The following is a 12,842-nucleotide window of genomic DNA, read 5'->3' on the forward strand; positions in this document are numbered from 1 at the left end:
GTATCCCCTCACCATCATGAGGTGATGCGCGGCTCGACCACGCCCACATCGCCGCACTGCGCGCGGTGGCGCAGCGCCTGGTCCATCAGCACCAGCGCCACCATCGCCTCGGCGATCGGCGTGGCGCGGATGCCCACGCAGGGATCGTGGCGCCCCTTGGTGACGACCTCGGTCGGCTCGCCGGCCAGGTTCACGCTGTGGCCCGGGACCAGGATGCTGGAGGTGGGTTTCAGCACGATCGACGCCGTCACCGGCTGGCCGCTGCTGATGCCGCCCAGGATGCCGCCGGCGTGATTGGACGCAAAGCCGTCCAGGCTCATTTCGTCGCGATGCTCGCTGCCGTGCTGGCTGACCGCGGCAAAGCCGTCGCCGATCTCCACGCCCTTGACCGCGTTGATCGACATCAGCGCTGAGGCAAGCTCGCCATCGAGCTTGCCGTAGATCGGCTCGCCCCAGCCCGGCGGCACGCCGTCGGCGACCACGTTGACGCGCGCGCCGACAGAGTCGCCGGATTTGCGCAGCGCATTGATATAGGTTTCCAGCGCCGGCACCTGATCGGCGGCGGGCCAGAAGAACGGATTCTGTTCGACCGCGTCCCAGTCGAACGCGTCGGGCGTGATGTCGCCGATCTGACCCATGTAGCCGCGCACGCGCACGCCATGATGCTCGGCCAGCCATTTCTTGGCGATCACGCCAGCGGCTACGCGCATGGTGGTTTCGCGTGCCGACGAGCGGCCGCCGCCGCGCGGATCGCGGATGCCGTACTTCTGCCAGTAGGTGTAATCGGCATGACCCGGGCGGAAGGTCTGCACGATGTCGCCGTAGTCCTTGCTGCGCTGGTTGGTGTTGCGGATCAGCAGCGCGATCGGCGTGCCGGTGGTGCGACCCTCGTAGACGCCGGAGAGGATTTCCACCTCATCGGCTTCGTGCCGCTGCGAGGTGTAGCGGCTGCGGCCGGTGGCGCGGCGCTCCAGGTCGTGGCGGAACTCCTCCGCATCCAGCGTCAGCCCGGGCGGGCAACCATCGACCACGCAACCGATCGCCGGCCCATGGCTTTCGCCAAAGGTGGTTACGGTAAGGAGCTTGCCAAACGCATTGCTGGACACGGTCGCGACTGCCTCGAAAGGTCGGTCACCCGTCGGGAACCGGCGGGTGCACCGGGAAAATCAACTTGCCATCATTTCACACGTGCCGTCCGCGCGGAAATAACCATCATGCATGTCGTGCTGCGGCTACGGCATGAATCGCGTCGGCGTACTCCACCAGGTCGCGCCGCTCCAGCGCGAAAATGCCCATCTGGCCGACCTTGAACTCGATCCACACGAACGGCACCTGCGGCAGCAACGCCGCCAGCGCCTGCTCGCTCTCGCCCACCTCGACGATCAGCAGGCCGTCGTCGGTGAGGTGATCGGCCGCCTCGTCCAGCATGCGCAGGCACAGGTCCAGCCCGTCCGCACCGGAGGTGAGGCCGAGTTTGGGCTCGTGCGCGTACTCGCCCGGCAACGCGGCGTACTCGTCCTCGGTGACATAGGGCGGATTGGACACGATCAGGTCGTAGCGCTGCCCCGCCACGCCGGCGAACAGGTCGGACTGGATCGCGTTGACGCGACCCTCCAGATGCTGGAAGACGATGTTCTCGCGGGCCAGCGACAGCGCCTCGTCGCTGATGTCGACGATGTCCACCTGCCAGTCGGGGTTGTATTCGGCCATGGCGATGCCGATGCAGCCCGAGCCGGTGCACAGGTCCAGCGCGCGCTCCACCGGACGCTCGTCCAGCCATGGTGCGAAGCCCGACTCGATCAATTCGGCGATCGGTGAACGCGGTACCAGCGCACGACGATCGCTCTTGAACTTCAGCCCCGCAAACCAGGTCTCGCCCACCAGGTAGGCCACCGGCAGACGTTCGCTGACACGGCGCTCGATCAGCGCCAACACCTTCTCGCGCTCGGCCGTGGTGAGCCGGCCCGCGCCATAGGCCGGCGGAATATCCGGCGGCAGATGCAGGCTGGCCAGCACCAGATGGGTGGCCTCGTCGATCGGATTGTCGTGGCTGTGACCGAAGGTGAGCCCGGCGGCGGCAAACCGGCTGGCCCCATAACGGATGAAGTCGATGATGGAGGCGAGTTCGGTGGTCACGATGGCGGCTTCGGGAGAGGGACCGGGAAGTATAGCGGCAGGCATCGATCAGGTTCCGCCAGCGGCCCCTGCCCGTATACTTCCCCGATGACTTTCAACGTATTCCTGCAGTACATCCTGCCGCACCGCGCGCTGTCGCGAGTGGTCTACTGGGCTACGCGCTGGACCTTCGCGCCGTGGAAGAATTTCCTGATCAGCCAGATCGTGCGCCGCTACAACGTCAACATGGCTGAAGCGGCGCAACCCGACGCGCTGGCCTACCAGCACTTCAATGCCTTCTTCACCCGCAAGTTGCGCCCCGATGCGCGCCGCGCCGACGCGGATCCCGATGCGCTGCTGTCGCCGGCGGACGGCCGCATCAGCCAGGCCGGCGCCATCGTCGACGGGCGCATCTTCCAGGCCAAGGGGCAGGATTACACCGTCGCCGAGTTGCTGGGCAGCGCGGACGATGCCAAGCCCTACCGCGACGGCAGCTTCGCCACCGTCTACCTGTCGCCGCGCGATTACCACCGGGTGCACATGCCGCTGAAGGGCACGCTGCGGGAAACCGTGCACGTACCCGGCCGCATCTTCAGCGTGGCGCCGTTCGCGGTGGAAGCGATCCCCCGCGTGTTTGCGCGCAACGAGCGGCTGGTGTGCCACTTCGATGGCGAGCACGGTCCTTTCGTGGTGGTCATGGTCGGCGCGATTCTGGTCTCGTCCGTGGCGACGGTGTGGGACGGCCTGGTGATCCCGCCGTACGCGTCGGCAATCGGGCGCAAATCATTCACCGGCCAGAACATCACGCTGGAGCGCTTCGCCGAAATGGCCCGCTTCAACATGGGCTCCACCGTAATCGTGCTGCTGCCGAAAGGCCCGACCCTGGACGCGCTGCAGCCGCAACAGGCCGTAATGGTGGGGCAGCGGCTCGGTCACCGCTGACGCCACCCGGCGCAACGCCAGTCACCGGCATAACTGACGTCATGCGTCATTTTGTGACGCTCTAGGCGCAATTGCCGGGATCGCTTCGCTACGCTCGCCACTTCGCCGCACGTCTCACGTGCTGCCGAATTCCAGCGTCGAGGGGGCCCCATGCAATTACTCACTCCATTTTTCGCGATGATGCGGGCGCGCCAGCTTGGCCGCCAATTTCGCGATATCGAGCGCAGCATCCGGGCCTTGCCCAAGCGCAATCGCGAGCGGCTGAGCCTGCTTGCCCTGCGCGAGATCGGCCAGGCGTCACGCAGCGACTTCCCCCATCTATATGGCACCGCGCCCGAAGCGCGCTACCTGCCTTGGGGCCAGGGCACCGACGCCGGCTATGAACGCGCCTGCTCGAACAACCCCGAAGTGGTGTTGCGCGGCATCGCGTTATGGCTTGCGGTGGCCTACCACGAAACCAAGAATTCGCCGCACACCAGCCTGCAACCGCAACACCGGCAGCTGATGCAGTTGCTGCGTGAGCTGAAGGAAGTCCACAGCAGCGGCAACACCGTCAAAAGCTGGATGAACAACACCGCCGCTGCCTGATTGCAGCCGGTTCGATCGGCAGCCGGCCGGGATCCTGGATTCGCAGCATTAGCCGGCAAAAACACCCAGGGGCTGCGAATAGTCAGCGGACTGGCGTGGAGCCCAGTTTTTCCTTCCCCTGCGAAGCGGGGGAAGGTGCCACTGCGGAGGCATGGCGAAGGCATGGATGCCTGAGTTGAGGCAACGCAGGAGCAGTTGCCCGATGCCGGAGCGAACGGCGAAGCCGGCCCGAAGGGCGTGCCGCAGGAGCGGCACGTAAAGGCGGATGGGGGCGCTCTTGATCGTGCTTTTTACGGCGAAAAGCGCCCCCATCAGCCCTTTGGGCAGCTTCCCCCGCTACGCAGGGGAAGCGAAAGCAGTTCTTCACAGCCTCTCAGTGGCACGCCGGCAACTTCAACACCTGTCCGGCGCGAATCCGATGATGCTTGAGGTCATTCATCTCGGACACTTCCTGCACGCTTGAGCAACGCAGCTTGCGCACGATGCTGATCAGCGAATCGCCACGGCGCACCTTGTAGTGACTGGCGCTCGCCGCCACCGGCGGTGCTACCGGTGCAGTCACCACAGGGACGGCAGCGTGATGAAGATCGGCGGCCAGGATCGGCCACGGGCCATCGACGCAGCGCGACGCGTAGACGCCCTCAAGCCGCTTCGGCAGTGCCAGCCGCGCACCCGCCGGCTGGGCTACTTGCGGATCCAGCTTCGGGTTTAGATTGCGCAATGTGCGGAACCAGCCGTCGCTCATGCCGCCGGCCGATCCCAGGCACACGGTCAGTTCGGACAATGATGCCGGCCGTTTCAGGATGACCGAACCGGGCGCGCCGTCGATCTTCGGAAAGTGCAGGTTGTAGCTTTCCGGATGCTGGAACAGCCACGCCGCCGCCAGCACCGAAGGCACGTAGTCGCGGGTTTCCTGGGGAAGCGCGTTATAGATGCGCGGATCGTAGAAGCTCACCGACGTATCGCTGCCAACCAGCCGGCCCATGCGCCCCTCGCCGGTGTTGTAGGCGCTAATGGTGAGTTCGAGATTGTCGTTGAACTTGCGCAACTGCTCGTTGAGGTATTCGGCATTGGCGCGGGCCGACGCCGACGGATCGAAGCGCGTGTCAAAGCCATTGTTGATGCCCAGGCCGAACCGCATGCCGGTGGCATACATGAACTGCAACGGCCCGGCCGCACCCGAACGCGACACCGCATGCACCTTGCCGCCGGATTCCTTCGCCAGCATGCCGAACAGCAGTGCTTCGGGCAGATCCGCCTTCTCGTACTGTGGCCACATCTCGAAGCGCAGGTATTCGTAGTTGACGTAGGCATTCATCAACTGCGGCCGCCACTGGGTCAGCCACATTTCCAGCGCGGCCTTGACCGGCCCGTTCATCGCAATCAGCTGGGACAGTTTCTGTCCGTGCAGCAGGGTGACGCTGCGCTGCGCCTGCGGCAGGCTGGCCGCACCGGTCTTGCCCGCGGCCAGCGCCGCCTGCGATGCGTCGATGTCGCCGTTCAGATCCTGGTCGCCGCCGAAATCGCCATCCTTCAAGCGCAACATGTGGTCGAACACCGAGAAGAAGCGCTGCGGGTCGCAACCCGGCGTGTTGCCACAAAGCGCCGCTGTTTTCTTCAGTTGGTCCAGCGAACGGGTCAACGTCGACTGGGATGCCTGCAGGTCGCCTTCACGGGATTGCTGCAAGGCGGTTTCGTACCCCTTGCTGGCCTCGTCAAGCTGACTGTAAAGGGCATTCACCGATGCCGACGGGCGGGTGCCACCGCTACTGCTGCAGGCACTGAGCAGGACGAACGCCACGGCGAGCGGAACCAGGCGCATGAAACGAATCGCGGGACACAACACCATCACGAACTTCACCTGAAAAAAGACCCACCATAGCTGGCGCGGCAACGCGACTCAACGCAATGACGGCATGACGCGACGACGCCGACGTCTTGGCTACAATCGCTCGACTCCCAACGGACGGAACGCCATGACTGACATCCTGATCGGCCGCAACGACAGCACCAGCGTCAGCCTGGACCCGCACTACGGCAACCGCCACGGCATGATCGCCGGCGCCACCGGCACCGGAAAATCCGTCTCGCTGATGGTGCTGGCCGAAGGCTTCTCGCGGCTGGGCGTGCCCTGCTTCCTGGCCGACGCCAAGGGCGATCTGGCCGGCCTGGCAATGGCCGCGAACGAGCCGGGCGACAAGCTCAAGGCGCGGCTGGACAAACTCAAGCTGACCGACTGGAAAGCACAGGCCAATCCAGTGGTGTTCTGGGATATCTACGGCAAGCTGGGCCACCCGGTGCGCGCCACCATCAGCGAGATGGGCCCCACCCTGCTCGGCCGCGTGCTGGAATTGAACGACACCCAGGAAGGCGTGCTGGAAGTGGTATTCAAGGCCGCCGACGACCAGGGCTGGCTGCTGTTGGACCTCGCCGACCTGCGCGCCCTGCTCACTTATGCCGCCGAAAACGCCAAGGCGCTGTCCACCCAGTACGGGCTGATCAGCACGCAGAGCATCGCGGCGATCCAGCGCGCGCTGCTGAAACTCGAAAGCGATGGCGCCGACCAGTTCTTCGGGGAGCCGGCACTGGAACTGGCCGACCTGATGCGCCAGGACATGAGCGGGCGCGGCATCATCAACGTGCTCGCCGCCGACCAGCTGATCATGAAGCCGCGACTGTATTCCACCTTCCTGCTGTGGCTGCTGTCCGAACTGTTCGAGCAGTTGCCCGAAGTCGGCGACCTCGACCAGCCGAAGATGGTGTTCTTCTTCGACGAGGCACACCTGTTGTTCGACGATGCCTCGCCCGGCCTGCTGCAGCGGGTGGAACAGGTGGTGCGGCTGATCCGCTCCAAGGGCGTCGGCGTGTACTTCTGTTCGCAGAACCCGGACGACGTGCCCGGCAACATCCTGGGCCAGCTCGGCAACCGTATCCAGCATGCCTTGCGCGCGTTCACCCCGCGCGACCAGAAGGCGGTCAAGGCGGCGGCGGAAACCTTCGTCGTCAATCCGAAGCTCGACGTCACCGAAGCGATCATCAAGTTGGCCGTTGGCGAAGCGCTGGCTTCCACACTTGCCAACGGCGGCGTACCGACACCGGTCGAGCAGGTGCTGGTGACCACGCCCTGCTGCCGCATCGGTGCGATCACCGACGCCGAGCGCGCCACCATCCGCCAACGCTCGCCCGTCGGCGCAAAATACGACACCACGGTGAATCGCGAATCGGCCGCGGAAATGCTGATCAAACGCGCCGAGGACAAGGCCGCCGACGCCAGCAAGGTCGCCGCCGACGCTCCCGCCAAGGGCGCGGCAAAAGACGCCGAAGCAAGCGGCTGGAGCGGCGCCGTGCACGACGCCCTGTTCGGCACCAAACGTCGCCAGGGCATGATCGAAACCATGGGCAAGCAGATGGTGCGCACCGCCGGCAGCCAGCTCGGCCGGCAGATCCTGCGCGGCGTGCTGGGCGGCATCTTCGGCGGCAAGCGTTGATCCAATGCCGTCTGCCTTCCCCGCAAAATCCATGAATGGGCGGCCGCAATGAGTCGCTGGCGCCCACCCTCCCCCGGCTCCACCGCGATCATTACCCGCGAAGGTTTCGAGCGGCTGAAGGCCGAACTCGATCACCTGTGGCACGTGCTGCGCCCGGAAGTGGTGAAAGCCATCACCGCCGCCGCCGCCGAAGGCGACCGCTCGGAAAACGCCGAGTACATCTACCGCAAGAAACAACTTGCCGAGATCGATCGCCGTGCCCGCTACCTCAGCAAACGCATCCCCGCACTCAAGGTCGCCGACGGCGTACCCGGCGATCGCCGCGCCGTGTTCTTCGGTGCCCGCATCGAACTCGAAAACGTCGACACCGGCGAAGTGCTGCACTACCGCATCGTCGGCCCCGACGAAACCGACGCCAAACTCGGCTGGATCAGCATCGACTCACCGATGGCGCGCGCCGTACTGAAACGCCGCATCGACGACGAATTCCTCGCCGAACTACCCGCTGGTCCAGCGGAATTTTCGGTGATGGCGGTGGATTACGAGTGAGGGGCATTGCTTCCCCGCCGACAAGATGCCATCACGGCCGCCCCGGTGGCATGAAAACGCTCCCCGTCAGCGCGAAGCGGTAGCCACAGGTCAGATAACCTGACTAACTGGATGAACGCCCAAACAGCCTGCAGGCTGATCCCCAGGTAGCGGAGCGCTATAGAGGATAAACATTTTCTCTTGATAACACGTACTTTCCCCATGGCATGGTCAAATAGGCGGTCATGTGATGTGAGGTATGCATGCCAAAAGGTACCGAATAGCATCCCACGACCACGAATGGATAGGTCGTCCAGGAAGTAACTTCAATATCTTCGGTCGGCACCACCTTCCCACCGAAATCCAACCCCGTGATTCTATTTGAAATAACGTATTTCCTTGTCTCGTCGTTAACAGACGATTGCGATAACTTGGCCGTGACATAGCCACCCACTGTTACAACCGCGATAATTACGAAAGTGATACGTAACACTTTGCAATGCCACAACCTTAGCCAAGCGGCGATTGCAGCAAGCGCAACTGAGACGAAGAACAAAGCTTTTCCGAAAAAAAACAATTGCGAAGCGGCGCGACAATGTTGCGACGTGGCAGAAAGACTGCTTGGGCCACAATGAGCGAACCGATGAGACTCCGTAAAGCTTGCAACGATGAACATAAAAATCGATGCCAGTCCGAAAGCTAGCGCGAAAGCGACGATGATCTTGATCGCACGTTTGGTGACGGACATATGATTCTAACGCCTGAGCTCAGCCGCCATCCTGCCGCGGCGACGTGGAGGTGGGACACTCGGCTGGAGTACCTTGTTGAGCGCGATGCCGCATTGCAAGAATGCCTGCGAGCATGACTCTAATGACTGCTCCACAAATAAACCCCGCCACAACCAGCATGAACATGACGACGCCAAGCGCATCGCCAGGGCTTCCTGTGTAAGTCGGTAATGAAGTGACATGAATGTGTTGAACCCAGAGCGTAGTCGCTCCTGCGCTAAAAAACGCGGCACTGCCCAACAACCATTTGAGGGATGGCATAGCAATGGGGATAAGCAACGCAACAATGGCCGGGGCAAATAAAACGTAGAACTGGCCTTTGTTGAAGAGCATCCACCATAAAGTAACCGCTGTCACAGCAAATGAAATTACGAAACCCAGGAGCCCTTCTTTCATTTATTTAAGCCTAACATCCGAAGTTAGCAGCGCGTAGCACGTCCGCTGGATTGAGTTGTTAGCGCTGGCGCGCGATTGATAATGACAGGCCAAACTTCCGTGCAAGCGTGGCCGTCCACGACGATGGCTTGACCGATGGACAAGAAGCATGTTGATTAGGCTCTGGTCTTGGCACGGCATTGCGTAGCATCATTTGCCGGACTTGCTCGCTGCCGCGGGCTTTCTCGGCCTGGGCATCGGCATCAGCGCCGCCGTTTCCAGGATCAGGCGCTGGAGCCGTTCGGAATCGTCCAGCAACTCATCGGCCACCAGATAATCCTTGGCACCCGGATACGGCGGCTTGCGGGGAAGCGCCGGCGCGAACGCTTCGCCCGCCGCCGACAGCTTCAGGAAAAAACTGTTGTCGCAGGCAAAACCCACCACCTTGCCGTCCACGTAGAACGCGTACTCGCCGAACATCCGTTTGCGGCTCAGGCGATCGCCGAGCGCCACTTGCTCCGCCACGTAGTCGGCGAAATCCTGGTCGGTAGCCATGTCGTCCCCCACGTGTTGCACAGCATCGGATTGAGTGTCGCATCTTCGCGGCAAGTTATCCGCCGCCAACCTGCCGACGACGGAACTTCTTCAGCAGAGTGAACCCGACGGCTGCCGCTAAGTCCGCCATAAGCCTCCATCACTAGGCTCTGCCCGCACGTTACCCGGAGAGCCGCATGCCGCACGATTCCCGCCCCGCAACGAGCAAGGTACCCGCGGTCACGCTCGGCTTCTGGCTCATCAAGATCGCCGCCACCACGCTGGGCGAGACCGGTGGCGATGCGTTGTCGATGTCGCTGGGCCTGGGCTATCTCGTCAGCACGGCGATCTTTGCGGTGGTGTTTGCGACAGCGGTCGGCGCGCAGATCGGCGCGCGGCGTTTCCGTCCACTGCTGTATTGGCTCACCGTCGTTGCCACCACCACGGTGGGCACCACGTTGGCCGATTTTGCGGATCGCTCGCTGGGCATCGGCTATGCCGGCGGCAGCATATTGCTGCTCGCGCTGCTGCTGGCCTCGCTGGTCATCTGGTACCGCGTACTGGGGTCGATCGCGGTGGACAGCGTGGCCACGCCGCACGCCGAGGCGTTCTACTGGATCACCATCATGTTCTCGCAGACGCTGGGCACCGCGCTGGGCGACTGGACCGCCGACAGCGCCGGGCTGGGTTACACCGGCGCGATGATGATCTTCGGCGGCTTGCTGCTGGCGGTAGCCGCCGCGTATTTCTGGACCCGCCTGTCGCGCACGGCGCTGTTCTGGCTCGCCTTCGTCCTGACCCGGCCGTTGGGTGCGGTCGTGGGCGACTTCCTGGACAAGCCCATCGACCACGGCGGACTGGCACTCAGCCGCATCGGAGCCTCGGGCGTACTGGTGGCGCTGATGCTGGTCTTCATTCTGATCTTTCCGCAGCGCCCGGCGGACAAGGCGTACTGAATGCCGGCCGATTGCTCGTCCGTCAAACGCGCCTTGATATCAATTTGCGCTGACCGACCTCAGTGCAGCCAAGTATTTTTCATTCTCCCTGCTTTCCGGGTACATGTCGGAGTGAAACAAGAGCAACTTTTCTCCCTTGTCGGGATAGCCTAGCTTTGAAAGTGCATCAGATGCCATGATTATCGCATCGAGGTCCGCCACCGTACCCAAGTCTTCGTTGATCGCCATTTTCATGAACTTGACGGACTTCAAATAATCACCTGAAGCGTAACTGGCTTTTGCCAGCGCTACGCAAGCGGTTGCCTTGTTTGACAGATCCCTTATGGCGCTTTGCGCCAGGTCATCCGTCACACGCCTTACCGCGTCCAGCCCGGCCAGGTTGGAGCCACCAACAATCACTACCCTGAACAATCCGTGCAGAGGTATCTCATATTGAATGGCATGCGTCGGTAAAGCCACCACGCGATATTCGTAAGCAATGAAAGTGATACCGCCAAGCGTCTTCGGCCCGCAACTGGCGATATCTACCTTGCTCGAGAAAACCTTTTCAAGGTCACCGACAAGGCTTTTGCACCCCTCCTCTATCTCATCCAGCGACGGAGCCATGCCATCCGGAACTATCTGGACACTGACATTGTTGTTGGAATCCCCGGTCGAATACTTCTTGTCGAGATAGTATTCGATTTCCCCGTTGCGGAGCCTTTTCAGGATGCGGGAAAAATTTTCCTTGTCGGCGGTAGCCGGGAGCCCGATTGATTCCATGGAATCGACGCCCTCGATATTCGCCGCTTCGCCTGGCGGGAGCACCAGCCAGTCGTCGGTCAGATCCACCTTGAATTCAAAGAAGCTCTTGTACTCCCTGGCATGCGCACCAACCGAGAACGCAAGCAGGAGCAGGGTGAGATATGGCTTTTTCATTATTACCCCATCAACTTCGATGCATGAATTCAAGGCCGGCATGACCACGCATGCCGGTCAACACATACAAACGCGCCCGGTCGATGCCGGATTTGTTCACATCAACTCCGCGCGCACACTCGCCCACGCGCACGCATTGGCGGACCACGCAGCTCACGGTTTTCCCCTTTCGGCCAACCCATACCTTCACTCATTCCGCTGGGTGTGGGTTGCCCTGAATGCGACACATCGTTTCACGACTGACGGACAGGACACAAGCGGCCCGCAGATTACAGCTTGACGGCCGTTCAAAAGGCGCCTCCCGGGAATGGTGAGCAAGGCTCGATCAGCGCATGCCCTGGGCTTATGCCGCCATCGCCGCGGGGTAACGTCCGCCGGCCGCGCCGGACAGAAACATGGCGCCTCGCGATAGAACACTTCGCGCTCATTGTCCGGGTGCCAGCCGGGCACGCCAACCTGCGGCGAGGGCCGAAGCTCCAGCGGATCGTGTAGCACGTGACCGCCCGCGATCGCTTGCGCGCAGGTTTCGAGTGCTCCGATGGGCGCCACCTGTGGCCCGGCGACCGCCAGCCCCTTGCCTACCAGCAACTCTAAAAGGGGAACGAGGAAGTTAAATTCGTGGTCTTATTGCCCCGCTTAACTTCCTCCGTCCCCTTTTCCGTCGAAATGTTATGCCAATGCAATGTACTTAGGCAGACAGGTGCACAACAACGCTGCTGGCTCCAATAGCCCACATTGTTTCAACTGTGGAACTGAAGAACATGCGGATACGAGCAGTTAATGTTTTTACCATAGACACCTCCTTAGTGCTGTGGCTGGGCGAAAGGACCAGCATTTGTGAAAGGTAACGCAGCAAAAAAAGCAGAAGGGCTACGGAGCCAACAAGCGTCCAGGGGAAGTCCCCCACACCTTTTACCCCTATCGGCCTAAGTACACTGATGTCTCCCGTGGCATAACGCTGGAATTGAGCGGCGGCGAAGCCGTCCGCCTCGAATGAGATGTTAGGCAGCGGCCGCCGCATTACCACTACCAGTTTGTGCATAAGGTGATAACTGGTGCTGCAATTGCTAATGCAAATGGTAGAACATGGTCGGTTGCATGCGGGGTTTGAACAGCCACAAACATGGCTGATTTTAGCCCCCACGAAGCAAGCCTCCATGCAGGTAGAATAGATGCGTGGCCAGCCTCAGCTTTGCCCGCAACCGGGTCATATCCGTAGAGAGCATAGGACCAACTAGCTATACCTGTACGGGTAATCTTGTAGTCGTCGTAGGCTTGCCCGTACTGGTCTCTTTCTGCCACGACTTGAGTATATGAGCGAGCGTATGCGTCGAGGCGTTGTTTGAAAGAGTTGCGAATTTGCTGACTTGGCTCCGACCGCCAGTACTGGTAGTACCGGAGGAAGAAGTACGCCCATAACAACCACGCACAGACCATAAGGACTTTGGCATTACCGACGAATAGTTCTGTGCCAAGCACGCTAACTTTCGTAATCCTTACCTGAGCGAAATCGAAAACCAGAAGTACCGCGCTGGTTGCGATGAGATTTCTTCTTTGTCGGAGTAAGTCCTGATTCATTCGCTGCCTAAGGATGCTCTGATCAATCAAGT

General features: G+C 61.7%; 14 protein-coding genes. 5 read left to right on the plus strand and 9 right to left on the minus strand.

The window, feature by feature from the left end:
* Positions 1–14: 14 nt before the first annotated feature.
* Both aroC and prmB read right to left on the minus strand, forming a co-directional pair.
* On the minus strand, positions 15–1,106 hold the full coding sequence (aroC, locus tag UU9_RS16025) for a chorismate synthase (protein ID WP_007082813.1): 1,092 nt from the start codon (positions 1,104–1,106) through the stop codon (positions 15–17).
* Positions 1,107–1,212: 106 nt separating this feature from the next.
* Positions 1,213–2,136, minus strand: a complete 924-nt coding sequence (gene prmB, locus UU9_RS16030) for a 50S ribosomal protein L3 N(5)-glutamine methyltransferase (protein ID WP_007082814.1) — start codon at positions 2,134–2,136, stop codon at positions 1,213–1,215.
* Positions 2,137–2,223: 87 nt separating this feature from the next.
* Here prmB and asd point away from each other — a divergent pair, with 87 nt between their 5' ends.
* Together asd and UU9_RS16040 are read left to right on the plus strand one after the other, a co-directional pair.
* On the plus strand, positions 2,224–3,057 hold the full coding sequence (asd, locus tag UU9_RS16035; RefSeq protein WP_007082815.1) for an archaetidylserine decarboxylase: 834 nt from the start codon (positions 2,224–2,226) through the stop codon (positions 3,055–3,057).
* 150 nt (positions 3,058–3,207) lie between these two features.
* Positions 3,208–3,645 carry a hypothetical protein gene (locus tag UU9_RS16040; RefSeq protein ID WP_040671216.1) on the plus strand — a complete coding sequence of 146 codons (438 nt, stop codon included), beginning with the start codon at positions 3,208–3,210 and terminating at the stop codon, positions 3,643–3,645.
* 373 nt (positions 3,646–4,018) lie between these two features.
* On the opposite strand, the gene UU9_RS16050 is transcribed toward UU9_RS16040, so the two are convergent.
* Positions 4,019–5,494, minus strand: a complete 1,476-nt coding sequence (locus tag UU9_RS16050; protein WP_040671234.1) for a lytic transglycosylase domain-containing protein — start codon at positions 5,492–5,494, stop codon at positions 4,019–4,021.
* Between the two features lie 127 nt (positions 5,495–5,621).
* On the opposite strand from UU9_RS16050, the gene UU9_RS16055 reads away from it, so the two are divergent.
* The gene (locus tag UU9_RS16055; protein ID WP_007082819.1) at positions 5,622–7,133 is read left to right on the plus strand and encodes a helicase HerA-like domain-containing protein; all 1,512 of its coding nucleotides are present in this window, start codon (positions 5,622–5,624) and stop codon (positions 7,131–7,133) included.
* A 48-nt stretch (positions 7,134–7,181) separates the two neighbouring features.
* Positions 7,182–7,682, plus strand: a complete 501-nt coding sequence (gene greB / locus UU9_RS16060) for a transcription elongation factor GreB (RefSeq protein WP_007082820.1) — start codon at positions 7,182–7,184, stop codon at positions 7,680–7,682.
* A gap of 157 nt (positions 7,683–7,839) precedes the next feature.
* Here the strand turns inward: greB and UU9_RS18105 are convergent, their stop codons facing one another.
* The 3 genes from UU9_RS18105 to UU9_RS16065 form a co-directional block, all read right to left on the minus strand.
* Positions 7,840–8,409 (minus strand): hypothetical protein, encoded by a 570-nt coding sequence (locus UU9_RS18105; protein WP_156804329.1) that lies wholly within the window; start codon positions 8,407–8,409, stop codon positions 7,840–7,842.
* A gap of 19 nt (positions 8,410–8,428) precedes the next feature.
* Complete coding sequence (locus UU9_RS18110) at positions 8,429–8,845, minus strand: hypothetical protein (protein WP_156804330.1); 417 nt, start codon at positions 8,843–8,845, stop codon at positions 8,429–8,431.
* A gap of 189 nt (positions 8,846–9,034) precedes the next feature.
* Entirely contained in the window at positions 9,035–9,379 is a 345-nt protein-coding gene (locus UU9_RS16065) for a TfoX/Sxy family protein (RefSeq protein ID WP_007082821.1), read from the minus strand.
* Positions 9,380–9,555: 176 nt separating this feature from the next.
* On the opposite strand from UU9_RS16065, the gene UU9_RS16070 reads away from it, so the two are divergent.
* On the plus strand, positions 9,556–10,314 hold the full coding sequence (locus UU9_RS16070; RefSeq protein WP_007082822.1) for a COG4705 family protein: 759 nt from the start codon (positions 9,556–9,558) through the stop codon (positions 10,312–10,314).
* Between the two features lie 39 nt (positions 10,315–10,353).
* Here the strand turns inward: UU9_RS16070 and UU9_RS16075 are convergent, their stop codons facing one another.
* The 3 genes from UU9_RS16075 to UU9_RS18440 all read right to left on the minus strand — a co-directional run.
* Positions 10,354–11,232 carry a hypothetical protein gene (locus UU9_RS16075; RefSeq protein WP_007082823.1) on the minus strand — a complete coding sequence of 293 codons (879 nt, stop codon included), beginning with the start codon at positions 11,230–11,232 and terminating at the stop codon, positions 10,354–10,356.
* A gap of 186 nt (positions 11,233–11,418) precedes the next feature.
* Positions 11,419–11,781, minus strand: coding sequence for a DUF3025 domain-containing protein (locus UU9_RS18115; protein WP_272941981.1), 363 nt, complete (start codon positions 11,779–11,781; stop codon positions 11,419–11,421).
* A 477-nt stretch (positions 11,782–12,258) separates the two neighbouring features.
* Positions 12,259–12,842 (minus strand): hypothetical protein (locus tag UU9_RS18440; protein ID WP_237710309.1); only part of this gene is annotated, 584 nt, incomplete at its 5' end.

It is taken from the genome of Rhodanobacter fulvus Jip2 (assembly GCF_000264315.1).
Lineage (GTDB): Bacteria > Pseudomonadota > Gammaproteobacteria > Xanthomonadales > Rhodanobacteraceae > Rhodanobacter > Rhodanobacter fulvus.